This window comes from Roseburia sp. 499, assembly GCF_001940225.2.
Lineage (GTDB): Bacteria > Bacillota > Clostridia > Lachnospirales > Lachnospiraceae > Petralouisia.
Map to the genome: position 1 here is coordinate 30,476 of NZ_CP135164.1, position 25,614 is coordinate 56,089.

General features: G+C 38.2%; 29 protein-coding genes and 1 pseudogene. All 30 read left to right on the plus strand.

The window, feature by feature from the left end; genetic code table 11:
* Positions 1-117: 117 nt before the first annotated feature.
* Positions 118-528: pseudogene (locus tag BIV20_RS00210) on the plus strand (peptide deformylase).
* A gap of 52 nt (positions 529-580) precedes the next feature.
* Positions 581-922: an arsenate reductase family protein gene (locus BIV20_RS00215; protein ID WP_075721692.1), complete on the plus strand. Its 342-nt coding sequence runs from the start codon at positions 581-583 to the stop codon at positions 920-922.
* Positions 923-1,052: 130 nt separating this feature from the next.
* Positions 1,053-1,379 (plus strand): HIRAN domain-containing protein, encoded by a 327-nt coding sequence (locus BIV20_RS00220; RefSeq protein ID WP_075721691.1) that lies wholly within the window; start codon positions 1,053-1,055, stop codon positions 1,377-1,379.
* 9 nt (positions 1,380-1,388) lie between these two features.
* Positions 1,389-1,958: a hypothetical protein gene (locus tag BIV20_RS00225; protein WP_075721690.1), complete on the plus strand. Its 570-nt coding sequence runs from the start codon at positions 1,389-1,391 to the stop codon at positions 1,956-1,958.
* A 12-nt stretch (positions 1,959-1,970) separates the two neighbouring features.
* Complete coding sequence (locus tag BIV20_RS00230) at positions 1,971-2,327, plus strand: hypothetical protein (protein ID WP_075721689.1); 357 nt, start codon at positions 1,971-1,973, stop codon at positions 2,325-2,327.
* Between the two features lie 106 nt (positions 2,328-2,433).
* On the plus strand, positions 2,434-2,967 hold the full coding sequence (locus tag BIV20_RS00235) for a cysteine hydrolase family protein (RefSeq protein ID WP_075721688.1): 534 nt from the start codon (positions 2,434-2,436) through the stop codon (positions 2,965-2,967).
* Between the two features lie 50 nt (positions 2,968-3,017).
* On the plus strand, positions 3,018-3,392 hold the full coding sequence (locus BIV20_RS00240; protein ID WP_330554366.1) for a hypothetical protein: 375 nt from the start codon (positions 3,018-3,020) through the stop codon (positions 3,390-3,392).
* A gap of 124 nt (positions 3,393-3,516) precedes the next feature.
* Positions 3,517-3,741 (plus strand): DUF3791 domain-containing protein, encoded by a 225-nt coding sequence (locus BIV20_RS00245; protein ID WP_075721687.1) that lies wholly within the window; start codon positions 3,517-3,519, stop codon positions 3,739-3,741.
* On the plus strand, positions 3,734-3,877 hold the full coding sequence (locus BIV20_RS16660) for a DUF3990 domain-containing protein (RefSeq protein WP_278335696.1): 144 nt from the start codon (positions 3,734-3,736) through the stop codon (positions 3,875-3,877). Before BIV20_RS00245 ends, BIV20_RS16660 begins: the two co-directional genes overlap by 8 nt.
* 7 nt (positions 3,878-3,884) lie before the next feature.
* Positions 3,885-4,223 carry a DUF3990 domain-containing protein gene (locus BIV20_RS00250; protein WP_278335695.1) on the plus strand — a complete coding sequence of 113 codons (339 nt, stop codon included), beginning with the start codon at positions 3,885-3,887 and terminating at the stop codon, positions 4,221-4,223.
* Entirely contained in the window at positions 4,208-4,456 is a 249-nt protein-coding gene (locus tag BIV20_RS00255; protein ID WP_075721686.1) for a hypothetical protein, read from the plus strand. Before BIV20_RS00250 ends, BIV20_RS00255 begins: the two co-directional genes overlap by 16 nt.
* A gap of 107 nt (positions 4,457-4,563) precedes the next feature.
* A complete protein-coding gene (locus tag BIV20_RS00260; protein ID WP_158024946.1) occupies positions 4,564-4,719 on the plus strand; it encodes a hypothetical protein in 156 nt (51 codons plus the stop codon).
* A complete protein-coding gene (locus BIV20_RS00265) occupies positions 4,712-4,840 on the plus strand; it encodes a hypothetical protein (RefSeq protein ID WP_278335694.1) in 129 nt (42 codons plus the stop codon). Before BIV20_RS00260 ends, BIV20_RS00265 begins: the two co-directional genes overlap by 8 nt.
* Positions 4,841-5,002: 162 nt before the next feature.
* Entirely contained in the window at positions 5,003-6,133 is a 1,131-nt protein-coding gene (locus BIV20_RS00270; protein WP_075721685.1) for a GGDEF domain-containing protein, read from the plus strand.
* A 249-nt stretch (positions 6,134-6,382) separates the two neighbouring features.
* Positions 6,383-7,945: a FapA family protein gene (locus BIV20_RS00275; protein WP_075721684.1), complete on the plus strand. Its 1,563-nt coding sequence runs from the start codon at positions 6,383-6,385 to the stop codon at positions 7,943-7,945.
* 28 nt (positions 7,946-7,973) lie between these two features.
* A complete protein-coding gene (locus BIV20_RS00280; RefSeq protein ID WP_075721683.1) occupies positions 7,974-11,006 on the plus strand; it encodes a response regulator in 3,033 nt (1,010 codons plus the stop codon).
* Positions 11,007-11,048: 42 nt separating this feature from the next.
* Positions 11,049-12,704 (plus strand): two-component system response regulator, encoded by a 1,656-nt coding sequence (locus BIV20_RS00285; RefSeq protein ID WP_075721682.1) that lies wholly within the window; start codon positions 11,049-11,051, stop codon positions 12,702-12,704.
* A gap of 149 nt (positions 12,705-12,853) precedes the next feature.
* Positions 12,854-13,405, plus strand: coding sequence for a YARHG domain-containing protein (locus BIV20_RS00290; protein ID WP_075721681.1), 552 nt, complete (start codon positions 12,854-12,856; stop codon positions 13,403-13,405).
* A gap of 14 nt (positions 13,406-13,419) precedes the next feature.
* Positions 13,420-14,679, plus strand: coding sequence for a zinc-ribbon domain-containing protein (locus BIV20_RS00295; protein WP_075721680.1), 1,260 nt, complete (start codon positions 13,420-13,422; stop codon positions 14,677-14,679).
* A 14-nt stretch (positions 14,680-14,693) separates the two neighbouring features.
* On the plus strand, positions 14,694-15,530 hold the full coding sequence (locus BIV20_RS00300; protein WP_075721679.1) for a hypothetical protein: 837 nt from the start codon (positions 14,694-14,696) through the stop codon (positions 15,528-15,530).
* A 147-nt stretch (positions 15,531-15,677) separates the two neighbouring features.
* Positions 15,678-15,962, plus strand: coding sequence for a flagellar biosynthesis anti-sigma factor FlgM (gene flgM / locus BIV20_RS00305; protein ID WP_075721678.1), 285 nt, complete (start codon positions 15,678-15,680; stop codon positions 15,960-15,962).
* A gap of 15 nt (positions 15,963-15,977) precedes the next feature.
* Positions 15,978-16,490, plus strand: a complete 513-nt coding sequence (locus BIV20_RS00310; protein WP_242939867.1) for a flagellar protein FlgN — start codon at positions 15,978-15,980, stop codon at positions 16,488-16,490.
* 14 nt (positions 16,491-16,504) lie between these two features.
* Positions 16,505-18,205 (plus strand): flagellar hook-associated protein FlgK, encoded by a 1,701-nt coding sequence (flgK, locus tag BIV20_RS00315; protein ID WP_075721676.1) that lies wholly within the window; start codon positions 16,505-16,507, stop codon positions 18,203-18,205.
* A gap of 17 nt (positions 18,206-18,222) precedes the next feature.
* Positions 18,223-20,055 carry a flagellar hook-associated protein FlgK gene (gene flgK, locus BIV20_RS00320; protein WP_075721675.1) on the plus strand — a complete coding sequence of 611 codons (1,833 nt, stop codon included), beginning with the start codon at positions 18,223-18,225 and terminating at the stop codon, positions 20,053-20,055.
* A 12-nt stretch (positions 20,056-20,067) separates the two neighbouring features.
* A complete protein-coding gene (locus BIV20_RS00325; RefSeq protein ID WP_075721674.1) occupies positions 20,068-21,603 on the plus strand; it encodes a flagellin N-terminal helical domain-containing protein in 1,536 nt (511 codons plus the stop codon).
* Between the two features lie 18 nt (positions 21,604-21,621).
* Positions 21,622-22,086 (plus strand): flagellar assembly protein FliW, encoded by a 465-nt coding sequence (fliW, locus tag BIV20_RS00330; protein WP_075721673.1) that lies wholly within the window; start codon positions 21,622-21,624, stop codon positions 22,084-22,086.
* Position 22,087: 1 nt separating this feature from the next.
* Positions 22,088-22,303: a carbon storage regulator CsrA gene (gene csrA / locus BIV20_RS00335; protein ID WP_075721672.1), complete on the plus strand. Its 216-nt coding sequence runs from the start codon at positions 22,088-22,090 to the stop codon at positions 22,301-22,303.
* 108 nt (positions 22,304-22,411) lie between these two features.
* The gene (locus BIV20_RS00340; RefSeq protein WP_075721671.1) at positions 22,412-22,828 is read left to right on the plus strand and encodes a flagellar protein FlaG; all 417 of its coding nucleotides are present in this window, start codon (positions 22,412-22,414) and stop codon (positions 22,826-22,828) included.
* Positions 22,829-22,839: 11 nt separating this feature from the next.
* The gene (gene fliD, locus BIV20_RS00345; protein ID WP_075721670.1) at positions 22,840-25,131 is read left to right on the plus strand and encodes a flagellar filament capping protein FliD; all 2,292 of its coding nucleotides are present in this window, start codon (positions 22,840-22,842) and stop codon (positions 25,129-25,131) included.
* A 24-nt stretch (positions 25,132-25,155) separates the two neighbouring features.
* The gene (gene fliS / locus BIV20_RS00350) at positions 25,156-25,530 is read left to right on the plus strand and encodes a flagellar export chaperone FliS (RefSeq protein ID WP_075721669.1); all 375 of its coding nucleotides are present in this window, start codon (positions 25,156-25,158) and stop codon (positions 25,528-25,530) included.
* Positions 25,531-25,614: the final 84 nt, after the last annotated feature.

The following is a 25,614-nucleotide window of genomic DNA, read 5'->3' on the forward strand; positions in this document are numbered from 1 at the left end:
TATAATCCGTGGTATGAAGTCTATTTTTTTATATAGTAAATGGTGAGATTAAGAACTTACAAAGATATGTAATTCTTAGGCATGATGACATATAGACAGGAAGAAAAGGAGTAACTTATGGTTAAAAAAATAATGCGGGATCCAATGTTTCTTGGTCAGAAATCTGAAGATGCAACGGAAGCAGACAAGTAGGTAGTAACAGATCTTTTGGATACTCTTAGGGCAAATTTGGACCATTGTGTCGGAATGGCAGCAAACATGATAGGCGTAAAGAAAAATATTATTGTTGTAGCGGCAGGTCCATTTCAGTTTGCAATGATTAACCCGGTTATTAAGAAAAAGACCGGTCCTTTCCAGACAGAGGAAGGGTGCCTTTCGTTGGATGGGGTAAGGCCTTGCACCAGATACAAGGAGATTGAGGTTGATTATCTTGATCAGAATTTTAAGCAACAACATGGGAAGTATTCCGGTTGGACCGCGCAAATCATCCAGCATGAAGTGGATCATTGTAATGGAATCGTCATATAGGCAGGATGCTATCTTATTGCACGAATAACGAGATTGGAAAGGTTATGAAGTAATGAACATACAGATTTTTGGCACGAAAAAATGCAACGATACCAAGAAAGCAGAACGCTTTTTCAAGGAACGTGGTATCAAGTATCAGTTTATCGATATGAAAGAGAAGGGCATGAGTAAGGGTGAATTCATATCGGTTGCTCAGGTAAATGGTGGTCTTGAGAATATGATTAATTGGGATGGAAAAGAACAAGATACGCTTGCGCTTATCAAGTACATTGCTGATGAAGACAAACTGGAAAAAATTTTGGAGAATCCTTCTGTAATTAAGACACCGGTTGTAAGGAATGGGAAACAGTCAACACTAGGTTATCAGCCTGATGTGTGGAAGGGATGGAATTAATGGCAGCTGAATTTGCCGTTTGGCAGCTTTAGGCTGTCATTTTTAATGGACACCTTACCTGATAATGTATAATTACGAAATACCCCAAAGGAACAAATTAAGTATTTATACAATTTCAGGAGGTGTCAATATGGCAGAGATTTATTTTACGATTGCAGGAACAAATCATTATCACGGACAGAAGTTTATTGAACCTAAGATGGAAGTGAAACTAGTCAAGGAACCGGATAATGAATATGACAAAGAAGCTATCAAGGTTGAAATGTCTGGATTAGAAACGATTGGTTATGTTGCAAATAGTCCTTACACAGTAGTTGGAGAGAGTTTCAGTGCCGGTAGACTGTACGACAAGGTTGGAGATACAGCAAGAGGAACTGTTCTTTATGTACTTCCAAAGGGAGTGCTTTGTGTGCTTGAGATTGAAGATGTTATTACAGGCGAAAGCCTGGATAGATAGGAGGTCAATATGACAGCACAGAGATCTGATTGCTATAGGCATAAGAGAAAAGAGTATAGTTTGGTTGCAATTACAGGGGACTTAAGGTTTAATCCACGAGAATATGGGTTGAAACCGGTTGCAATATGTACTGCATGTTGGCGAGGTTATTGGTGTGAATTTGAAGTAAAGGCGTCGGGTCTTGTTCTCAAGAACCTATACATCGATACAAAGGACGGAGAATGGATTGAGGAACCGACAAAAAGTGAAAAGCATATGGGACACAGAGAATATAAAAATATTAATATCCCGATAGATTTTACTGGTAAGATTCTTTTGGGCAACAATTTCCTTAGTAAGTATTATATTCATATGGGCTTTCAAAGGGCGTATGCATATAAAGAGTTGAAGGAGTTTGTGTTTGAGCAGGGGACATTGGTCGAAACTATTGACCATAGTAAGATGGCGAAAAAAATACGGCAAGAATTGGAAGCAACATGCGATGATTTGTCGCATCCGGATGGCGGTAATATTCTGAAATTTGTAGAGGACAGTTTTTCTACCGATTATGCTGTAAAAGCATGGTGGTTAGATGAATAAAGGAGGTGCTTTATGACTGTTGGAGAAGAGATAAGAATGCAAATTGATGAAGCTGGTGGAGAAATCATTTCCTATTTTAGAATTCAATCGACTGGAGAGTTTGGAATCGTAAGGTTAACCCCTGATGATGAGCATTACTATAATAGGGATTATTACATGTTGGATGAAAATAAGGTGCCGGTAGTAAATTATAAATTATTCGGAATCCTTATGGGCTTCGATGAATTTGAGCCACCTGAAAGTCCCTATAGAATAGGCAATACATCTGTCATGGAAGATGCATTAGAGATTTCTGAGAAAGATTTCTTTTCACAGAGCGGAGCTAACAGAGATAATGTACTGCAAATTATCAGAGCAAAGAAGGAGTAAGAAGTGCCTTTGAGAATGTAATTAGCATGGAGGGCTTTCGTTTGAGCTGATAAGCGAGTATAATAAAAAGCAAATTACATTTTAATGCTGAAAAGAGGATATGAATATGGTTTTGTTGGTAGTAGATACACAAAGAGGTTGCTTCAATGAGTCACTTTATGCATTTGAAACAGTGAAAGAAAATATAAAGAAACTCATAGCAGAGGCGAGAGCAAATAATATTGAGGTGGTTTATGTACAACATGATGATGGGCCAGGGACTGAACTTGATAGAGGAAAAGATAACTATGAGATATTTGATGAATTTGCACCCGCAGATGGAGAAAAACGTTTTGAAAAGAATGTAAATAGTGCGTTTCATGCAATGACAGGGTTAACAGAATATTTGAAGTCAAAGGATGAAAAAGACATAATTATAGTTGGTGTATCTACAGATTATTGTTTGGATGCAACAGTAAAAAGTGGATTCGAGCAGGGATTTCATATTATCATTCCGGCATATGCAAATTCAACTTATGATAATCCATACTTTGACGGAGAAACGGCATATAAATACTATAACGAGTTTATGTGGCCGGTTAGATATGCACAGGCAGTTACTGTTGAGGAAACGATTGAAATGATGAAGAGAAAAATATGAGATGAAACACTGAGACAGTATGATTTATTGCATTCGAAAGGATGGTACTGATGGCAATGAAAAGAAAGTATCCTGTAGTTACTTTATGTGGGAGTACAAGGTTTAAGAAAGAGTTCATGGAAACACAAAAGAAACTGACTTTGCAGGGATATATTGTGATTTCGGTTGGGCTGTTTGGGCATTCGGGTGATTCTGAGGTATGGGAGAATATGGATGAGGGAACTATTACCGCGACGAAAGAGATGCTTGATGATATGCATAAGAGAAAAATAGACATGGCTGATGAGATTTTTGTCATTAATGTTGGAGATTACATCGGAGACAGCACGAAAACGGAAATTGCATATGCAAGAGAAAAAGGAATTCCGGTACATTTTTTAGAGCCACATCAAAATGAGAAAAATTCTATAGAATTTGGGCTATAGATTGGTTAATGAAACAAATTATGGTTGCCTTAACGACGGATGCTAAATATAATATATGTAAAGGAAATGCAAAAAGTAATCTAAACGGAAAGATTATTGTCGGAGATAGGAAGGGGATTTCATAATGAGTGAAAAATCAGAGATTACATTTATGCAGACAAGACTGATTAGATTGGCATCGGAAGAGTGGCATTTACCAATTGAAAAGATTGTTGACTTGTTCAAAAAAGTTGATGTTCTCGGATATATTGAAACCGGTTATGGGATTTTCCACTGCGAGGGTGATGATGCTGTGTTAGAGGATATCTCAGAATTCCTTGAAAGGAAGGGGCTGAAAGTAAATGCTTGAATTGGTCAATGGATTAATCCTATATCATGGGAGTTATTGTGAAGTGAAAGACCCTCAGCTAGAGAAATGCGCAAGGAGAAAAGATTTTGGGCGGGGATTTTATCTGACATCATCAAAGGAACAAGCCTACATTTGAAGTGAATTTGAAAAGCGATTTGGCAATTCATGTTTTTGAGGATGCAGATACTGATTGGTTACATTGCATAGCAGCGCATAGAAAAAAACGTTCCATTAATGAAATTGAAAATAAGATGTCTAAGTATGATGTTATTGTCGGGAAAATTGCAGACGATGCCACAAATACTACTTTAACTGCATATATTGCAGGGGCTTTTGGAATAATGGGAAGTAAGGAAGCGGATGATTTCTGTATCAGACAGTTACTACCAAATAAACTAAAAGATCAGTATTGTTTCAAAACGAAGGAGGCACTTGCGTGTCTTCACTTTGTGGAGGGTGAGAAGATATGGCTGAAGAAGTAATTTCCAAGGAACGAATGAATTATACAATTGATCTGTTGATTGCCATGGCTGTAGAAGAAATTGCAGAAGATACCGGAAGAGATTCAAAAGAAGTCTTAACGGATTTTATTCTTTCAAAGACGGGTAAGGCACTTTATGATGAGAGCACAAAGCTCTGGTGTAATGGGCCATCATATATTGCAGAGGTGTATATGGAAGAAATCTCCAGAAGATTTAATACAACTGCAACGTAAAAGTGGAATTTATGTTTATGAAATCAGTCATTAGCAAAAAGAAAAATAATATTGTACAGTATTTTTGATAAATTTAGTGAAAACCGTATCGAAAGATGCGGTTTTTTATGCAGAAATTTAAGAAATTAAAAATTCATTTATATTACAAATTTACTATTGCAACAGGAGGTATTGATATGTGGGGTGAAAAGATGGAACCGATTTATTTTTCAAAAGTAGAATATGTAGATGCCTGCTATACAAGGAAGCGAAACCATGGGTGAAGGTGAATATAGGCATTCATATGATTATGGACTTCCGGCGAAAATGGTGCGAAGTGGAAAAACACATTTTAAAAGTCAACTTCTTCAAAGTGATGCGTGGGAACAAGAGGCTTACACATGAACAAAAGGAAAAGTTGTTACCATATTGCAATGCATTGGAATTGCCTATGGAAATGCTGTAATGAACCGAATAATATTGTATTTTGAATTTACTTGGGCTATAATATAGCAAGACGGAAAAGTAATTGGACATACTATAGGAAAAGCGAGGCGACGGAATAGGATGAAGGTTTTCCATGAATGGGTCTGCAATTTGATTTATGGAGGAATCAAGAGGCAGGAATATCAGGCAATGAAAAATGAGATTCTGGAGAAGAATCTTGATACGTTAAGTTCCACATCGAAATATCTTTCGATGATATTTATGATATTGTTTGTGTTGAGCTTTTTTTCGGAAGCGATGGGGCCTAATAAGGTGGCATATGGAGCGATAACGATTGGATTTATGGTGATTTGGCTACTCTGTCAGAGAATGCGAAAGAAAGGGAAAGGTTTTATTATACTGTTGTGGTATGCGGCATTGACAATGATATGCGCATATGCGATTGCTTTGAATACATTTATTCGAAAAGATACTTCAGCAACGACCTTCTGCATAGTTATGATAGTTGCACCATTGCTTTTTATAGATTATCCGGGAAGAATGTTTGGCTATTTTGTTCTGGTTATAGGAGGGTTTGTTATATTGGGGGTTCGGTGTAAAAAATACTATTTGGCATATGCCGATACCGTAAATTCCATTTGTTGTCTTTTTGTAGGTGGTTTCATACATTTGCGTATGGTAAAGGCAAAACTGCAGGAGATAAGACAGAGACATCATATTGAAAGAGAAAGGGATACGGATAAGTTGACTGGATGCATGACAAAAGCAGCATTCTCTAGACTGGTTACAGAGTTGGTGGATTGCAAAGAACAGAAAGGTACTCTTATCGTGATAGATGTCGACTGGTTTAAAGAAGTTAATGATAATTATGGTCATTTATATGGCGATATGGTTCTACATATGATGGGAGAATGGCTTAAAAAAACCTTTTCCGATACGGCAATATTTGGCAGATTTGGTGGAGATGAATTTCAAGTTTGGTTGCCGGAAAAAACTGAGAGAAAAGAGATCGGAGTCTATCTGGATGCTTTTCTGGAAGGCGTTAATTCCATTGAAACACCGGATAAACAGGTCAAAATAGGTGTTAGTGTTGGAATTGCTGTATGCCCAAGAAACGGAAAACGGTATAAAGAACTTTTTGAAAATGCTGATGCAGCTTTGTATTCGGCCAAGAATTTTGGAAAGAACCGCTATATTTTCTGTCGGGAGCTAAATATGGGTAGTAGTATAGTGGGAGGGGATGCAGTGTGATATCATATCGTATCGTATGGCAACATACGTTGAAGAAAAAAAGTGAAAAGTAAAAATACTTCTATTTTGAGAAAAATCCAAAATAGAAGTATTTTTTTGAAGTAAAATAAAGAAGATTATAAAAAATGTTACAATATATCGATTTGGAGCAAAAAAGTAGTGCAAAACCACGAATTTTACAATATAATATAAGGAGAAAATGTTGTATTTTGTAAAAAAATTAGACAATTGACAATATGGAGGTAGGGTATGACAGGAAAAATTGATATCAAGATTAGTAAGAATGCAATGGCGGTTACGGTTAGTATATTACCAAGCGGGGATGAAAATATAACGGCGGCATTGTTGAGAAATGAATTAGGACTTCGTGGAATTGTAGCAGGCATCGATGAAAGAATGCTAAGAGAGATTGAAGAACGTGGAATATACAAAAAAGTATATACGGTAGCCAGCGGCGAATATGCAACACGCGGAAAAGCCGGATACTATGAATTTTTGTTTGATAAGGACCTAAAAGAAAATGTGCCTAGAATTAGAGAAGACGGAACGGTAGATTATTCTCCGATGATTCAAATGGTAAATGAGGGGCAACTTCTGGCGGTATACCACCATGCAGAAGAAGGGGAGAATGGTTATACCGTTTTTGGTGCGGCGGTTGCTCCGGCTCCACCGAAAGAACTTCCACCATTAATTTGTGATAATGCAGAGCAAAGAGGAGATCAGTATTATGCAAGCATAAAGGGAAAGATTTCTTTGAGTGGAAATAGATTGGAGGTAAAGAATCATCTGGCAATAGATGGAGATATCGGATATTATATGAGGACAATTGCATTCAGTGGAGATCTTCATGTGCGCGGGGATATTTTAAAGGATGTCACAGTGGATGTTGAGGGAAGTCTGGAGGTAGATGGTGTTATAGAGGGAGCGGTCGTTAGTGCAGGTAAGGATATTGTGGTACATCAAGGGATTCATGGAATGGACAAGGCAGTAGTTCGGGCCGGAGGCTCTATTACTACCAATTTCATTGAGGAAGCGGATGTGGCTGCCGAAGGAGAGGTATTAGTAGATCACATGATTAATGCTAATGTGTCGGCAAAAAGAGGGGTTTATGCAAAAGGCAGAAATGGTCATATTTTAGGGGGAAAAGTGACTGCAGAAATATGTGATGCATACAGAATCGGAAATGAAAAGGGGATTCATACCGACATCTATGTAAAATGCGAAGAACCGGAACGAAGCGAAGCCGCAATGCTCGTTGTTAGAAAAGGAATGTATGAGGGCGTTAATGTTGAAATAAACGACATGAAAATGGAGGGAGTATCCGGCGCATTCGGTGAATTCCATTGCACGGATGAAGGAATCACAAAGTGCAGAGTTGGAGAATTCCGCTATGGAGAGAAGAAGGGAGAAAAGAAACAGCCGGAAATCAAAATGGAAAAACCGCTTGTGCTGGTTGTAGACGACGACCCAGTAGTATTAAAGATGGAATACAAGTACTTAGCAGAAGATTATCGTGTGGCAGCGGTGAGTACGCCGAAAGATGCACTTGCTTTTTTGGAAAAGGCGCGACCGGATTTGATTTTGTTGGATTATCTGATGCCCCTGATGAATGGTGGGGAACTTTTGGAGAGAATTCGCAAGTCACCGGATAAGTCGATTGCAAGTATACCTGTTTTCTTTTTGACTAGCGTGACAGATAAGAGGGTTATTATAGAATGTATGAGGTTATTTCCGCAAGGATACCTTCTTAAACCATTGGGGAAAGAAGAACTTTTAAAAATAGTAGGAGAATTTTTTGCAAAAAACCAGTAGTGCGTAATAAATGTGGAGGAGGTAGGGTATGAAAGATTTTCTGAAAAGAAAGTGGCAGGTAATACTATATTTTATATTGTTGGGATTTACATTTTTTTTCTTCCACCTTGCCGGACAAAGTGGGGAAGATTACCGGTTTAAACTTCGGGATGAAATAGAATTTGAGTCACTATGGAAATATGAATTTTCAAATGGAACGAGTGGTGTTACAGAGCTTCCTGCGCAATTAGAAGGTGGGGACTCGGAAAAATTGACCTTGACTAATACTTTGCCGGAGATGCCGGAAGATACAACATTTGTTTTCCGTTCAAGGCACAAGCATGTGAAAATTTATGTTGGTGGGCGCTGTGTTTATGATAATACATTGGAAGAGAAGGAAACCGTTTTTCCGATGCCGGGAAATGTATGGATTGAAGTGAGTCTTGGTAAGGAGGATTCCGGAAAAGAAATTAGATTGGAAGAAACCGGAGATAATAATCATTATCTGGAAGGTCCCGGAAGTGTATACCTGGGAGAACGTGCAAGTTTTTTAATGAAATTGCAAAGTGATAATATAGGAACGATTGTGGGGGCGTCGGTACTGCTTATCATTGCATTTATTCTGTTGATGGTGTGGATAATGTTATACATAATCACGCGGGAATCTTATAATGAGTGTTTGTGCCTTGCTCTGTTTACCTTGTCTATTTCGTTATGGGGATATACAGAGTCAAGGAATCTGCAGTTTGTATTTTCAAATATGAAGCAATTTAGTATTTTTGCATTTGAGATTCTTGCCCTTGCTCCGGTTCCGATTGCACGTTATTTCGCATATAGTGAAAGAGAAAAGACAAAGCGTCTTGCAAAAATCGCTGCAACGATTCCGATGGTTGTATGGATTATGAACAATACGCTGCATTTCTTGCATATTAAAGATCTTGCAGAAACATTAAAAGTTACACAGATTATGATTGTGGCGGATACAATTTTTATTGCGTATATTCAGGTTTCTGACATTATTTATAATCTAAAAAGAGATGACGTGAATGTGAGAAAAAGCTATTGGAGAATTCCATTGTATGGTTTGGGTGTATTAGTTCCGCTTTTGATGGTTGACTTGTCAAAATATATTCTGAGTAACAAATATTATGTAAGTCAGGCAAATTTAACATGTATAGGTATTGTGGTTTATATTCTTACATTAGCATGCCATTCGGGATTAAAACTTGTATCAGAGAATTTTAAAGCAATGTCAGCGAACGAGGCAAAATCGCAGTTTCTTGCAAATATGAGTCATGAAATTCGAACACCATTGAATGCAATGTTGGGGTTGAATGAAATGATTTTGCGAAGTACCAGCGATGAAAAGATTCTGGAATATGCTTCGGATATACAAAACTCGGGAGAGAATTTAAAGGAAATTATTAATAAGATTTTAGATTTGTCCAAAATAGAGTCCGGGAAAATGGAAATAATAAACATTTCATATAGTACGGTGCAGTTATTGGATAATGTAACCAGTATGATAACAGCATTGGCAGAGAAAAAGGGACTTTATTTAAAACTGGAAATAGATCCAAATCTCCCGGAACAGTTAATCGGTGATGATGCACATATTCGTCAAGTTCTGGTAAATCTTATGACTAATGCAGTGAAGTATACGAAAGAGGGGGGAGTTACTTTTAAGGTTCAAATGCTGGAAGAGGCAAAAAAAGACAAAACGTGTAAGGTTCTTTTTTCGGTAAAAGATACTGGAATTGGAATTAGAGAAGAGGATAAAGAGAGACTTTTTGTAAAATTTGAACGTCTTGACTATAATAAGAACAAAAATGTTGAGGGAACCGGATTAGGAATGAACATTGTACAAGAGTTACTAGGTGCAATGAGAAGTAAAATTGAAGTTGACAGTATCTATGGAAAGGGGTCGGAGTTCTATTTTATCTTACCACAACGGGTTGCTGTATCTGAATGTATAGGAGATTATGAAGCCGGAAGACGAAACAGAAGTAAAGAGAAAGAGCAACGGGAAAGGTATATTGCACCGGAAGCGCGTATTTTAATTGTGGATGATGTTCCGGTAAATTTGAAGGTTGCGCGTGGGCTTTTAAAACCGATAAAAATCCAGATAGATACGGCAGATTCGGGAATGGCTGCTGTTGGGATGGTGGAAAAACATCGGTATGATGTTGTTTTAATGGATCACATGATGCCGGGCATGAATGGTATTGAGGCAACAAAACGGATACGAGAATTAACGGATAAAACAGGAGATACCTATTATTGCAAGTTGCCAATTTTAGCGCTGACTGCAAATGTGATGACCGGTATGTATGAAAAATATATTGAAGAGGGAATGCAGGATTTTGTAAGTAAGCCCATAGATGGAAACGAGTTAGAAGAAGTTTTACGAAAGTGGTTGCCAAAAGAAAAGATTATCTATGAGGAGGATAGCACACAGGAGGCAGAAACAGCAACCAACGAGGTGGCGTCAACAGAATGGGAAGTAAATATAGCGGGGATAGATGCAGTAGAGGCAAAGAAATATTATTCAGATAAGGACTTATATGAAGAGTGTTTGAATGATTATTTGGTATCTGCTCCGAAAACTGCTGAGAAAATCCGAAAATTTAGAGAAGAGCACGACCAGGAAAATTACACCATTACAGTGCATGGCTTAAAGAGTGCATCAAAGGTTGTAGGTGCAATGGAAATATCAGAGAGAGCCAGACAGTTAGAGGAATATTGTCATCAGGGAGATTATGAGAGTGCATGGAATGGTACAGATGAACTTCTTGAAATGTTGGAACAATGTGCGGGAAACATCAGACAATATCTGGGAATTGGTAATGATGAATCGGTACGAATGCTTTCTAAGGAGGAAATGTTGGAGGAGTTGTCTGTATTAAAAAGTGTGGCGGAAAACTTTGATATGCAGGGGCTTCTGGAGTGGGAAAAGGCACTGGAAGGAGCAGGCGTACAGGAAGCGTATATGGACGATTGGTCTAAAATCAAAGAAGCAGTGGAAAATGTTGCTTTTTTAGATATTGTAGAGCAAATTTCCAAGATAGAACAGATATTATAAAATAAAGAAATGCCTATATATGGAGAAGGACAGGTGGTTCGTATGGCAACAAAGAACCAGATTTTGATTGTGGATGATAGTAAGTTCAACCGTACATCTTTTGGAGATATCTTAAGAGAAAATTATGAGATTTTAGAAGCGGAGAGTGGAAAAGATGCGCTTTGGATATTGGGAAAGAATCGGGATACAATAGCTCTAATTATTCTGGATTTGGTAATGCCGATTATGGATGGTTTTAGTTTTTTGGAAGTGGTACAAAAGATAGAGGGATATCGGTATATTCCTATTATCGTATCTACCACAGATGATAATGAAGAAAATGAAAAACGCTGTTTGGAACTTGGAGCATGGGATTTTATTTCAAAAACATTTCATCCGGATATTATTCGATTTCGGGTAAAAAATGCCATTGAGAAGAGTAAAGTGCGTGAATTGGAGTATGATGCACTGACGGGAATTTTTACACAGCAGAAGTTTCATCAGGCAACAAGAGAGATGTTAAATGAAGGGAAAAACAAGAAGTTTGCCTATATTCACTTTGATGTGGAGCGGTTTAAGATAATCAACTCTTTTTATGGTTCAAAAGAGGGAGATCGCCTGATTTGCAGAGTGGCAGATATTATCAAGGAGACGATGGATTGTTATGGAAAGTGTACCTATGGAAGACTTACCGGGGACATTTTTGGAATTTGTATGCCTTTTGAGACAGTAGATGTGATATCTCAAATGATAGAGGGAATACAGAGTCGGATAGCACGATTTTTTGTACCATACTTTTTAGAAACATCGGCAGGAATTTATATCATCGAAGATAATGACATGGAATTGTCTGCCGTTTTTGAAAAGGCGTATATTGCAGCCAAGAAGTGTAAGGGAAATTACATGATGCGCAATACCTTTTATACCACAGAAATGGGAGAAGAGGTTATGCGTGAACAGAGGATTGTGGATGCTATGGAAACGGCATTGCGTGAGCAGCAGTTTATGGTATATTTTCAGCCAAAGTACGAATTGAAAGGGAGTAAACCGTATGGTGCGGAGGCATTGGTGCGTTGGCAGAAGCCGGATGGAAGCTTGGTGCCACCTGGGGAGTTTATTTCTATTTTTGAAAAAAATGGATTTATCATCAAATTAGACTATTATGTGTGGGAAAATGTGTGTCAGTTCATTCGGAGAGAACTGAATGCAGGAAGAGAGCTGGCACCTATTTCTGTAAATGTGTCCAGGGTAAATTTGTATAATCCACGTTTTTTGGATTCGCTGATTGATTTGGTAGAGAAGTATAAGATTTCACCGAAGTATTTAAATCTGGAATTGACAGAAAGTGCGTTTGTGGATAATTTAATGTTGGTTCAGAAGGCGGTGAAGTATCTGCACAAGGCAGGGTTTACTATTTTTATGGACGATTTCGGAAGTGGTTATTCTTCCTTAAATACGTTGAAGGATATTGAATTAGATGTGCTGAAAATAGATATGAAGTTTCTATCAAAAGGTGAGGAAGGAAAGGGAGCGAAGATTCTTAAGGCAATTGTTTCTATGGCAAAGGATTTGGACATGCCGGTGATTGTAGAAGGGGTAGAAGAGAAGGAGCAGGTAGAGTTTTTAAAAGGATTGGGATGTGATTACATTCAGGGATATTATTTTGCAGAACCTATGACACAGGAACAGTATTGTGAATTGATAAAGGAGAAGGGATAGAGTTTTGGCGTGAAAATGGTTGACAAAATATCAAAAAAATGACAAAATTCTTGTATCGCGTGTGATTTTGGGCAAAAGAAGGAGGGAACAATGATAAGGGTTGTGGAAAGGCACGGGATAATATAGTAAATTTATGGAGATGTAAACGTATGAAGAAAAAAAGTAAGGCAGGTATTATCGTTGCAATTGTACTGGGCGTACTTTGTGCAGCAATGATTGCTCTTTGCGTTGTAATGTTTGTGAATGGTTCTGCAGGAAAGTTAAGTCAGAAATCAAGAACAGACAAAAAGAGTGACTTTAAAGAAACAGAAGAAGCGGATGGTGATGATGAGTATGAGGGCACCGGAGAAGACTTCGAGATAGTAATTAATCAGGTTGCGACGACAGAAGAAACAACAGTAACGGATTATCTTTGCGCAGAGAGTAACCAGAGAGAATTGACAGAAGAGGATGTAACAGCGCTGCAAAGCCAGATAGTAGAAGGGCTTCCGGCTGATAAGGACATCATTCAAATGGTAATTAATGAGATGTATGCAAGAAGAGGTTACCAGTTTACAGATCAGGCAATTCAGGATTACTTCAATTCCAAGACATGGTATCAGGAAGTAGCAGAAAAGACAGATGATATGAATGCTGTTTTTGAATCTATGACAGATGTAGAAAAGGCAAATGTTGAATTTCTGCAGACATATGTACAGTAGGGAGGAGAAGAGAAATGTTTTGTCAAAATTGTGGAACAAAGAATAATGATGCATCCGTATTTTGCGAGAATTGTGGAGCAAAATTGGAAAAACCGGTGCAGCCGGCACAACCAACACAACCAGTACAACCGGCACAACCGGTACAGCCAACACAGCCGGTACAGCCAGCGAAACCGGCAAAGCCAAGAAAGCCAATTTCAAAGGCGTGGATTGTTGTTGCAGTAGAAGCAGTTGCTTTGATTGCAGCGGTTGTAGTATTTTTTAAAATTGGAAATGATATATATAGCCCGGAAAAGGTAGCTGAGAAGTTTTTCGTGGAAGTGGCTAATCATAACTTCAAGGAAGCATATAAGACATTAGATGTGGAAGAAGATGATTTTATCAACGAAAAGAACTTTGAAAATGCTAGCTGTAATATGGAATTAAGCAAGGTTACAAACTATAAAATAAAGAGAAGTAGAGGAAGTGACAGTCTTGGAAAAGATATTGAAATTTCCTATCGAACCAAGGGTGGCTCTTCTACACATAGCTATAATATTTCTGTAAGCAAGAAGACAGGTAAAAATGCACTGTTCTTTGAGAAATGGGAAGTAAGTCCGGAATCTATGATTGTAGAGGACTTTTATGTTGATATTCCGGTTGGCGCAGAAGTTACAGTTGACGGAGTGAAGCTGGATAAGGAGTATGCAGACAAGAAGAATTCGACAGATACGATTCAGTCATATAAAATACCGGCAATGTTTGCAGGTGAACACCAGATAGTGGTGACAAAGGAAGGCATGAAGGAAGTAAGAAAACTCGTAGATACGGATGTGGATTATGGATATAGCCTTTATAATATGTCACCGGATGAAGAAGTGTTGGAAGAGGTACTCAAAACAGCATCAGAGGATTTGAAGAAAATTTATAGTGCTGCGGCAGAAGGAAAAGATTTTGACGCTGTAGCAGATTTATTCTCCAAAGATGAAGATTATCAGGAGGATGCAAAAGAAGAGTATGAGAATTTGGTTACAGACTTATTAGACAATGAATATACAACACTGAACAAATTGTCCTTTTCTAATTTAGAAGGAGAGGCATATCTGAATTACTGGGATGAAGAGAGTGTGGAAGTATATTTTCAGTTTGATTATGTTGCAGAGTATACAGAACATTGGTTTGGAGAAGACACCAATGAAAGCTACGATGATACCAGTAGCGTATATTTGAATTTTGTATATGAAGATGGAAAATGGGTGTTGATGGGATTTGATGCACCATACATATATTATTAGGAGGAGAATTAGAAATGGCAAGATTTTGTACAAGATGTGGAAAACCATTAGAAGAAGGAGAGGTTTGCAACTGCGGACAGGAAGTAACAGCACAGCAGGCAGCACCACAGCAACAGACAGCACCACAGCAGCAGGCAGCACCACAGGCTGGTTATATGCCGAATGAACAGCAGTTCCAGCAGACACAGCAGGCAGTAACAGGATTTTTATCCAAAATGTTCGGAGCATTTATTAATGTAATTAAGCATCCGGTTACAGCCGGAAGAAACATGATTCTGACTGCAGACTGGGGAGTAAGCATTGCGCTTATTGTATTACAGGGTATCTTCACTGCTATTTTTGGAGCAGTAGCCGGAAAAACAGCAGTAGGATTTTTAGGTGGTTTTAGTTCCTTATTCGGTGAGATTAAAATACCTTATGCAAAAATTATTTTTGGAACATTAGCAATTTCCGTTGCACTGTCTTTCGTGTTAGCGTTGTTGTTAATGATTGGAAATATGATTATTAAAAATACTTTGGGTTATAAAGAAATGCTGGGAGCAGTAGCCTCCAGAAGCTGTGTTATTGTAATTACTACAATTATTGCAATTATTGTATTTTTGATTCATACGCAGACTGGTGTCATTGTTTGGGGCGTAGGAAATATCTGGGGATTTTTCATTATTCTTCAGGCTATGCCATTGGCTGATGAAAAAATGCGCGATAAGTTACCAACTGTAATGATATTAGTATATCTTATCTTTATGTTACTGACATCTTTATGTGTGTATAAGGGAAGCAGTCTGTATACACCGTCAGTAGAAGATGATTACGAAGATTATATGGATGATCTTGACAGTTGGTTTAATTAAGAAATATCATAAGAACCAGAAAAAGGATTCCGTTCGCGGAATTCTTTTTTTATTGCGCCTAAAGTTTTTGAGAGAACGACCGATAAATAGATTAGAATCGAGATAAATACTATGAAATATAGTAGAAAATAGAAAGGAGATGCCGTTATGCGTGTAGAAGCATATAATCAGATTGCACAAGTTTATAATTCAGCAAAGGCTTCTAAGATAAAGGGAGCACAAGCATCAGGAAAACGTGATGAAGTGCAGATTTCCCAGGCTGGTCGCGATTATCAGGTGGCAAAGCAGGCAGTGGCAGAAACCTCCGATATCAGAGAAGATAAGGTTGCACAGTTAAAGGCAGAGATTGAATCTGGTAACTACAAAGTAGAAACAGGAGATTTTGCAGCAAAGTTAATAGAGAAGTACAATGCGTATAATATATATCTGTAGAAATGAGGTTTGAACGTGGCTAGTCTAATGGAAGATTTCATAGATGTCCTTGAAAAGGAAAACGAGGAATATGAACGACTGACAGAACTGTCGACAGAAAAACGACAGATTATTATAAATGGGGATGTACCTGCTCTTGAGGATATGACGGGAAAAGAACAGGAAATAACCAGTAATCTGAAGAATCTGGAAAATAGAAGACAACAGGTTGTGAAAGATATGGCTATCGTACTTAGTAAAAAGCCTGAGGAGCTGACAATTACTAATATGATAGCATTTTTAGATAAACAGCCGGAAGAACAACAGAAGCTTCAGGATATTCGGGAAAGACTGAAGGCGACACTTACCCAGATGGCAGATATTAATACACAGAATGAGATTTTGCTGACCCAGGCAATGGAAATGGTAGAATTTGACCTGACGCTTTTTAAAAGCATGCGTCAGGCACCTACAACAGCAAATTATGATAAAAGGGCAAATAATACCGGGGATGTGCTGGGCAGCCGGGGATTTGATGCGAAACAGTAGGAGGAAGAACAAACATGGCAAATGGAATGGGAAGTCTGTATATTGGGGCATCCGGATTACAGAATAGTCAGAATGCATTAAATACTACTGCAAACAACCTGGCAAACGTAGAAACAACCGGATATGTCAGACAGCAGGTATTATTTTCAGATAGAGATTACAATACCTTTGATAAAAAATCAGCAATTAGCATGCAGCAGGCGGGACTTGGTGTAAATATTGCAGATGTAGTACATACAAGGGATTATTTTTTGGATAAATATTATCGTACAGAGAATGGACGACAGGCATTTTATGATGCGACCAATGAGGCTGTTCAGGAGGTAATCACCTCTTTTCAGGAATTAGAAGGAACAACCTTCCAGAGTGGAATGTATGATTTCTGGACTGCTTTTCAGGAATTTGCAAAAATACCGGATTCTTCTGTGAACCAGAATCTGATTATTCAGAAGGGAACTTTGTTTATTGAACGGGCGCAGGGAATTTACGATAACATGAAGTCCTATCAGAGTAAGATTAACTTGAAGGTTTCCGAGTCTATTGACCGTATCAACGAATTGGGACATACCATTCAGGAATTGAATCTTCAGATTCAGAAGGTGGAAGCTGGTAAGATAGAAACAGCAATGACTCTGAGGGATGAAAGAGATAATGCGTTAGATGAACTTTCTAAGTATGCACAGATAGATTTTGAAGAGACATCAGATGGAATCGTAAAGGTAAAATTAGAAGGAGTACGATTTGTAGACGAAGTCCATGTATTTGAAATGGGACAGAAGGTTGACAGAATGACCGGATTTATCACACCGACCTGGCCGCATTTATCAGATGAAAGTCTTGGACAGTATACAGAAGTATTTGATTATAGCGTAGACATTAGCTCTGAAATGGATACAGATATAGGAATCCTAAAGGCACAGGTGTTGGCAAGAGGAGATCATATTGCCAATTATACAGATGTGGCGGGACTTACAGCAGATCAATATAATGATGGAGCCGGAATGTCTGTTATGCTTTCTGCTCAGGCGGAATTCGACCAATTGGTGCATGGAGTTATGACGGCAATCAATGACGTGTTAAGTCCGTTAACCACAGCAAGTTTTACTGGCGCAGACGGAACAGTTTACAATAATGTAAAGATTTGGGATGAAGAAAAAGGCTGTGTAGGAAACGATGGTCAGAAACCGGGACGTGAATTATTTGTGAGACGTGGTATGGAACGTTATACAGCAGTAGAAGGAAATGATGGAAAGACCTATTATGTATATAATGAAGAAGATACCACAGATACATCTAAAATGTATACGACCTATGGTGTATCTATCAATCAGGATTTACTGGAGGCAGAATCCAATCTCCCGTATTTAAGACAGAATGGTGAAGTTGCACAGTCAATGGCGGAAGAATTGGCAGCAATATGGGAAAATAAAGGATTGATACTGAATCCGAATGATACGGACCCTTGTACTTTTGAAGGTTATTATGAAAAGTTCATGAATGGACTGGCTACAAAGGGAAATGTATATGAAAGTGTTGCACAGAGCCTTTCCGGTTCGGTGACCAGTATTGAAAATCAGCGTCAGCAGGTAATCGGAGTTTCGGCAGATGAAGAGTTGACCAATATGATAAAGTACCAGAATGCGTATAATGCAGCAAGTCGGTACATTAACGTAATTTCTGAAATGTTAGAACACATTATAACTCAGCTTGGATAAGAATAAGAGGTGAAAATATGCCATCAACATTTTTTGGATTAACAATTTCAAGTTCAGCCCTGACATCCTTTCAGGCAGCAACGAATACCGTAGCAAATAATATTTCGAATGTAAATACAAAAGGTTATACCAGACAGCAGGCAATCCGTGTGGCAGCAGAAGCCCTTAGAGTCAACCAGAAGTATGGTATGGCGGGCAGTGGTGTAGATACCACTGAGATTAAGCAGATTCGTGATTTCTATTATGATGTGAAGTATTGGGAGAACAACGCGAAGGTTGGACTTTATGATACAAAGTTATATTACATGCAGCAGATAGAGGATTACCTGATAGATGATGACACTGCAAAGGGATTTTCTACTATATTGGATGAAATGTTTAATGCACTGAATACCTTAAATAGTAATCCGAATGATTTGGACAAGCGTCAACAGTTCATTAGTAAGTCTCAGAGCTTTGCAACTTTTTTTAATAGTTTAAGTACCGGACTTGGTAAGATTCAGGAAGATTGTAATAAGGAAATCGCGACTCAGGTAGAGAATATTAATTCCATTTCACAAAAGATAGCATTATTGAATAAACAGATTAATGTGATTGAACTTCAGGGAACCAATGCCAATGAACTGAGAGATCAGCGAGCTCTTTTGGTAGACGAGCTTTCCGAATTAGTTCCGGTAGAAGTAATCGAGACAAAAGTTACCAACAGTAATTACCCGGACATGTATACCGGTGCAACGGATTATGTATTAAAAATTGATGGAAAGACTTTAGTTAATAATTTTGAATATAATACATTAAAATGTGTTGCGAGAGATGAGAAGGTAAATCAGTCTGATGTAGAAGGACTTTATGATATTTGTTGGGAAGGCAGTAACATTCCGTTTAATCCTGCAAGTAAGGCATCTGACGGAAGATTAAGAGCATTATTTGAAATCCGTGATGGAAATAATGCAGAAGGGTTCAGTGGAAGTGTGCAGGAAGTTACTGCCGGTACAGGCGGAGATGTAGTTACTTTAAAGAATCCAAGTATTACTGACATCAATTACATGACCATGCCGTCTGAAGGTATTATTACCATGAATAATAAGGATTATAAGTATACGGGATTTTCTTATGATGAAGCAACCCAGACCTATAAGTTCCAATTAGACCAGACCCTTTCCGTAGAGGAAAAAAATCGGATTATGGGAAAAAAGGTAGCAATCGGACAGAACATTGATGCCATGGGAATTCCTTATTATCAGGCACAGGCAAATGCGTTTTTAAGAGAGTTTGCAAAACAGTTTAATGAGATTCAGAAAAAAGGTGTCACCTTGGATGGGACAGCTGGCGATTCCTTCTTTGTGGCAGAAAAGCCGGATGGAAGTGAATGGAACTTTGGAGATTATACAGCAACCACAGGAAATAGCATGAGTAGTTCAGGAAACTATTATTACATGTTGACAGGTGCAAATGTAGTGGTGACGGATAATGTAGTAAGGACGCCGCAGAATTTGGTAACTCTTACAGCAGACGAATTAGCAAATGGTACAGATAATCCATCACTGGTAAATGAAATGGCGTTGCTGTACAAGGATGTAAAGATGTTCCGAGGAGCCGGAGCAAATGAATTCTTACAGTGCTTGATTAGTGATAATTCGGTAGATACAGAAAAGGCAAGTCTTTTCTTAAAGAATTATAGTAATATATCAGAAACTATTGTACAGAAGAGAATGTCTATTTCAGGTGTGGATGAAGATGAAGAAGCACTTGATATGTTAAAATTCCAAAATGCTTATAATCTTGCTTCAAAAATGATACAGACTATGAGTGAGATGTATGATCGGTTGATTTTGGAAACCGGTGTATAAGGAGGGACTTAAATGAGAATTACTAACAGTATGATTAGCAGAAATAGCATGAATAATATGAATGCCAATAAGACCAATGTAAATACTCTGAATAATCAGATGTCTAGTCAGAAGAAAATATCCAGACCTTCCGAAGACCCGGTTGTTGCAATTCGTGCGCTGCGTTTGAGAAGTAATTTGAATGAATTGAATCAATATTTTGAAAAGAATATTCCGGATGCAGAATCCTGGATGGAGATTACGGAAAGTGCTTTAAAGAACATGAAGGATATCTTGACTTCAGTGCGTACCCAATGTGATCAGGGAGCCAATGATTCTCTTACAGCGGAAGATAGAAACGCTATCCTGAAAAATCTTCAGTCTTTGCGGAAACAGGTCTATGCAGAAAGTAATGCGGATTATGCCGGAAGAACTGTGTTTACCGGATATAAGACCAACTCCACCATGACTTTTTTGAAGGATGACTCTGACATAAAATATAGTATTAAAGAACCGGTATCCTATGAGAATATAGAGGAAAAGAATTATTATAGTAATTTAGTTACGATTCCTACAACGACCACAGGTGTTACCGGAGGAGTTGCGATAGCGGATATGCCACAGCAGGTGACGAATAAGCGAATTCGCTTGGCTTATGATAATTTGGGAGACATAAATGCGGCAGACTTGAAGTACATTGCAGCAGATGGAACAGAAACATCATTGGATGGTTATCGTTATACAGATGCAAGGGGAACAGCGCATACGGTAAGTGTAAACACAACCACAGATTATACCACATGGGCAAATGGCGGCTATCAGGTAGGTGATGATGAGATCATTTATCTGAAAGAAACCGGAGAGTTGATTCTTGGAAAGGATATTGCAAACCAGATAAGTAGCCAAAAAATGCAGTTATCTGCAAATTACACAAAACAGGGCTTTAAGACCGGAGAACTGAGACCGGAGCAGTATTTTGATTGTAAGAATATTACGGATTCGAATAATGTAATAACTTATACGAAGGAGAAGCAGGAAATCTCATATACAATCGCGTTTAATCAGACATTGGTAGTAAATACGCAAGGCTCTGATGTGTTCGATTCTTCTATCGGAAGAGATGTGGATGATTTAACAGATGCAGTAGAAGCTGCGATTGCAGCACATGATAAAGTGGATAAGATTAAGGCTATGATGGAGGAGACACAGTATTCTGATACAGTATCTCAAGAGGGGCTGAAACAGTGGTTGGAAGCAGCAGAAAAGGAAGCTGCCTATGCAGACGACAATATGCAGAAACTTTATTCTCAGGGAATTACTAAGTTTGATGGATATTTAAGTAATGTAGTATTAGCAACAACGGATTTGGGAAGCCGTGCAGACCGTCTGAATCTGACAAAAAACAGAATGTCTAATCAGCAGGCAACTTATGAAGAGTTAAAATCAAATAATGAAGACAAAGATTTGTCAGATATTATTATTGAATATACTTCTGCTTATACGGCATACCAGGCATCCTTGCAGGCTTCTGCGAAAGCAAACAGTCAGACATTATTAAATTACTTATAGTAAATTGGAGGAAAACAGATGAAGGTAAATACAAGGCTATTTGGGGAAATTGAGATTGAGAAAGACAAGATAATCTGCTTTGAAAATGGAATCATTGGATTTCCGGATTGCAAACAGTTTACGTTAATTTTTGATGAGACAGAAGATGGAGAGCGAAAAAATATCTCATGGTTACAGTCCTTAGATGAGCCTTCCTTTGCGCTTCCGGTCATGGATCCATTATTGGTGAAAGAAGATTATAATCCACAGGTAGAATATGAGCTACTAAAAAGTTTGGGAAATCTTACAGAAGAAAATACATATGTATTAGTAACTGTTACGGTACCAACAGATGTTAAGAAAATAAGTGTTAATCTGAGGGCTCCGATTGTTATTAATGTAGATGAATTGAAGGGAGAACAGTTAATTGTAGAAGACAGTTTTCCGGTAAAATATATGGTATACGATATTTTACAGAGCAAAAAGGCGAAGGCGGGTGAATAGGATGCTGGCATTAACCAGAAAAAAAGGTGAATCTATCATTATTAACAACAACATTGAAATCAGTATTCTGGAAATGCGTGGTGATCAGGTGAAGATAGGAATTAGCGCACCAAAGGAAGTTCCTGTTTACCGGAAGGAAGTATATTTGCAGATACAGGAAGAAAATAAGGCGGCAATTACTGCGGAAAGCTTACAGGCGTTAAAAAATATATTATAAATCATAAATTTTTAGAAAAAAGTACCGATATTTACATTAGGAAATATGCAGATGCAGCCGGATATTGCCAATTCGGCTGTTTCGTTCATCACACGGAGGTGAGTTGAAATGGCAATAGAAGCAGTCAATACTACTGGGGTGGCATATCAGGGAAGTAGCCAGAATCAAACAGTAGAAATAACAAATGTCGAGGCCAACAGTGAAACAGAAGCCAGTGCATTAAAAGATAACGGAAATGTACGGCGACAGGCGCAGGAACTAAATATAGATAATGGAAATGATGCAACAGAGAATAAGATGCAGTCACCAACTGAGGCACTGAAAAAGGCGGTAGAAGAAATTAATAAGCGAGTTACTAACTCAGAGGCAGTATTTGGCATTCATGAAGAAACCAATCGTGTAACAATTAAGATAGTTGATAAAGATTCACGAAAAGTATTAAAGGAGTATCCGCCGGAAAAGACACTTGATATGATTGCAAAAGTGTGGGAACTGGCAGGAATTTTGGTGGATGAGAAAGGATAGGAGGAATACATATGGCAATTAGAGTATCGGGTATGATATCTGGACTGGATACAGATTCTATTGTTCAGGAATTAGTATCTGCCTATAGTACCAAAAAGGATAAATATGTTAAGGCACAGACAAAGCTTGATTGGAAGATGGATGCCTGGAAGGACTTGAATAAGAAGGTAAACAGTCTTTATAAGAAAGCGGGCAATTTGAAAATGTCAGCAGCTTATACAAAAAAGACAACAACCTGTTCTGATACTACAAAGGCAACTGTAACTGCAAGTAATACGGCAATCAACGGAACGCAGAGCTTAAAAATTAACAAAGTGGCAAAAACAGGGTATATTACAGGTGCACTGCTTACGGATAATGTGACTGGTGCGACAACGTTAGGTGAGTTGGGAGTAACCGGAGATGCAGCGATAGCAGTTACTACTAAGTCCGGAACGAAACATATTACCCTCGGTAGAAGTAGTACCGTAAATGATGTGGTAGCACAGTTGAAGAATGCAGGAATTTCTGCTAACTATGATGAAAGGAACAAGAGATTTTTCGTAAGTGCCAAGGATAGCGGTGTGGAGAATGATTTTGCATTGACGGCTACAAATGCGAATGGAATTACAGCATTGCAGAAACTTGGCATCTATGTGAACAATTCATCTAATGATGCAGCATATCAGGCATGGGCAGCTTATGCGGGAAATACAGATGCTGAATTGGCAAATATTTTGGAAACCATTAAGACATATCAAGGGAATGCATCTACGCCGGGAAGTATTGCCCAACTGCAGCAGGATTCGGCAAATAGAAGAACGGAAAATACAAACCTTTTGAATAAGGTGAACTATGCAAGTAGTTACAAAGGGTTAAAAGAAACAATAGGTACGATGCCAACTATCGTAGAAAATGGTAGTGATGTAACGGTGCAGAAACAGGAAAGACTGTTTGAATTATTGACCAAGTCAGATGAATTGACAGATGATGAAAGGGCGGAATTAAATACGCTGAAAACACAACTTGGGCCAACAGATGAAAAGTGGAATGAGATGCAGCTGCAAGCTTCTATTATAAAAGGATTTGAGGCGAATTTGTTAAACGATACATTAACAAGTGCTGAGAGAACAGAATTAGAAGGCGTTAGGGATGACGTACATAATGCTTATGCGGTTGGCGGCGGTGGAGCAGCACGTATCGAAGAATTAGTTGGCGATGACAGTACACCGGATAGTTGGGTTGGAAAAATAAAGGCAAATAATGATGCAATTCAGGCAAATAATACTCAGATTGAAAATAAGAACAATTATATTAATCAACATGCAATATTAACAAGCGCAGCGCCGGCAAGCAATAATACTACTACAGCGGCGCGAGTAGCTATTCTTAGACAGAAGATTGATTTTGCAGTGGATCAGGTGAACAATCCGTCTGATTATAATAATGCTGACCCGAATGACCCGAACGGAGCAAAGCTTGTTACAGCGCAGGATGCAGTAATTGAATTAAATGGTGTAACCTATACCTCTGCAAGCAATAATATCACAGTGAATGGTCTTACTATTACGGCATTACAGGAGACAAATGGAGAAGAAATTAGTATTACGACTTCAGCAAACGCACAGGGTATGTATGATACTATCAAAGGTTTCCTGAAAGAGTACAATGAACTGATTAAAGAGATGGATACGTTGTACAATGCAAAATCAGCCAAGGGTTATGAGCCATTGACAGATGATGAAAAGGAGGCCATGACAGATAAGCAAATCGAGAAATGGGAGCAGAAGATTAAGGATTCCATTCTTAGAAGAGATGACCGTCTGTCTACGGTTATGAATACTATGACCATGGCAATGTCTCAGAGTTTTACACTTAGTAACGGAAAGACATATAGCCTCGCTTCCTTCGGAATTAAGACGCAGGGATATTTTGCAGCAGACGAGAACGAAGGTTATATGTATCACATCGATGGCGATGCAGATGATGAAATATCTTCGGGAAATGCAGATAAATTGCTGGCTGCAATTCAAGAGGATTCGGATTCCGTGCAGGAATTCTTCCAACAGTTGACGAGCAACTTATATGATGAATTACATGGAAAAATGGGAAAAAGTACTACAAGTCATAGTATTTACACCATTTATAATGATAAGACCATGCAGAAAGAATATGACGACTATACCAAGACCATTAAGAAATGGGAAGAAAAAGTAAAGGACATGGAAGATTATTATTATAAGAAGTTCTCTGCAATGGAGACGGCGTTATCAAAATTGCAGAGCCAGACAAGCGCATTAAGTGGCTTATTAGGAACATCCTAAAAGAATCAAGGAGGATAATTACGGATGATTGCAAACAAAGGATATGCAGCTTATAACAACAGTAAACTTATGACAGCTTCACCGGGAGAATTGACTCTTATGTTGTATGAAGGGGCAATCAAATTCTGCAATATTGCTATTGTAGCAATAGAGAATAAGGATATTCAAAAGGCTCATATCAATATTGTAAAGGTGGAAAATATCATAGAGGAATTTCGTGCGACTTTGGATCATAAGTATCCGGTAGCAGAAGATTTTGAGAAAGTCTATGTATATATTTATGACCGGTTGGTAGAAGCTAATATGAAAAAGGATAAAGAGATTTTAGAAGAGGTATTAAAGCATCTTCGTACTATGCGTGATACATGGAAAGAAGTTATGGTTCGTGCCAAACAGTAAGAACATAAGGGACTATTGCAAAAGAGGCAGTAGTCCTTTATTATATAACTATAGTGTACATGAGATAGTTATATGGGACCAAAA

Bases quoted from the DNA above. Each gene is read 5' to 3' on its own strand.
- BIV20_RS00215 (WP_075721692.1), top strand. From the start codon at position 581: ATGAACATACAGATTTTTGGCACGAAAAAATGCAACGATACCAAGAAA.
- BIV20_RS00220 (WP_075721691.1), top strand. From the start codon at position 1,053: ATGGCAGAGATTTATTTTACGATTGCAGGAACAAATCATTATCACGGA.
- BIV20_RS00225 (WP_075721690.1), top strand. From the start codon at position 1,389: ATGACAGCACAGAGATCTGATTGCTATAGGCATAAGAGAAAAGAGTAT.
- BIV20_RS00230 (WP_075721689.1), top strand. From the start codon at position 1,971: ATGACTGTTGGAGAAGAGATAAGAATGCAAATTGATGAAGCTGGTGGA.
- BIV20_RS00235 (WP_075721688.1), top strand. From the start codon at position 2,434: ATGGTTTTGTTGGTAGTAGATACACAAAGAGGTTGCTTCAATGAGTCA.
- BIV20_RS00240 (WP_330554366.1), top strand. From the start codon at position 3,018: ATGGCAATGAAAAGAAAGTATCCTGTAGTTACTTTATGTGGGAGTACA.
- BIV20_RS00245 (WP_075721687.1), top strand. From the start codon at position 3,517: ATGAGTGAAAAATCAGAGATTACATTTATGCAGACAAGACTGATTAGA.
- BIV20_RS16660 (WP_278335696.1), top strand. From the start codon at position 3,734: ATGCTTGAATTGGTCAATGGATTAATCCTATATCATGGGAGTTATTGT.
- BIV20_RS00255 (WP_075721686.1), top strand. From the start codon at position 4,208: ATGGCTGAAGAAGTAATTTCCAAGGAACGAATGAATTATACAATTGAT.
- BIV20_RS00260 (WP_158024946.1), top strand. From the start codon at position 4,564: ATGCAGAAATTTAAGAAATTAAAAATTCATTTATATTACAAATTTACT.
- BIV20_RS00265 (WP_278335694.1), top strand. From the start codon at position 4,712: ATGGGTGAAGGTGAATATAGGCATTCATATGATTATGGACTTCCGGCG.
- BIV20_RS00270 (WP_075721685.1), top strand. From the start codon at position 5,003: ATGAAGGTTTTCCATGAATGGGTCTGCAATTTGATTTATGGAGGAATC.
- BIV20_RS00275 (WP_075721684.1), top strand. From the start codon at position 6,383: ATGACAGGAAAAATTGATATCAAGATTAGTAAGAATGCAATGGCGGTT.
- BIV20_RS00280 (WP_075721683.1), top strand. From the start codon at position 7,974: ATGAAAGATTTTCTGAAAAGAAAGTGGCAGGTAATACTATATTTTATA.
- BIV20_RS00285 (WP_075721682.1), top strand. From the start codon at position 11,049: ATGGCAACAAAGAACCAGATTTTGATTGTGGATGATAGTAAGTTCAAC.
- BIV20_RS00290 (WP_075721681.1), top strand. From the start codon at position 12,854: ATGAAGAAAAAAAGTAAGGCAGGTATTATCGTTGCAATTGTACTGGGC.
- BIV20_RS00295 (WP_075721680.1), top strand. From the start codon at position 13,420: ATGTTTTGTCAAAATTGTGGAACAAAGAATAATGATGCATCCGTATTT.
- BIV20_RS00300 (WP_075721679.1), top strand. From the start codon at position 14,694: ATGGCAAGATTTTGTACAAGATGTGGAAAACCATTAGAAGAAGGAGAG.
- flgM (WP_075721678.1), top strand. From the start codon at position 15,678: ATGCGTGTAGAAGCATATAATCAGATTGCACAAGTTTATAATTCAGCA.
- flgK (WP_075721676.1), top strand. From the start codon at position 16,505: ATGGCAAATGGAATGGGAAGTCTGTATATTGGGGCATCCGGATTACAG.
- flgK (WP_075721675.1), top strand. From the start codon at position 18,223: ATGCCATCAACATTTTTTGGATTAACAATTTCAAGTTCAGCCCTGACA.
- BIV20_RS00325 (WP_075721674.1), top strand. From the start codon at position 20,068: ATGAGAATTACTAACAGTATGATTAGCAGAAATAGCATGAATAATATG.
- fliW (WP_075721673.1), top strand. From the start codon at position 21,622: ATGAAGGTAAATACAAGGCTATTTGGGGAAATTGAGATTGAGAAAGAC.
- csrA (WP_075721672.1), top strand. From the start codon at position 22,088: ATGCTGGCATTAACCAGAAAAAAAGGTGAATCTATCATTATTAACAAC.
- BIV20_RS00340 (WP_075721671.1), top strand. From the start codon at position 22,412: ATGGCAATAGAAGCAGTCAATACTACTGGGGTGGCATATCAGGGAAGT.
- fliD (WP_075721670.1), top strand. From the start codon at position 22,840: ATGGCAATTAGAGTATCGGGTATGATATCTGGACTGGATACAGATTCT.
- fliS (WP_075721669.1), top strand. From the start codon at position 25,156: ATGATTGCAAACAAAGGATATGCAGCTTATAACAACAGTAAACTTATG.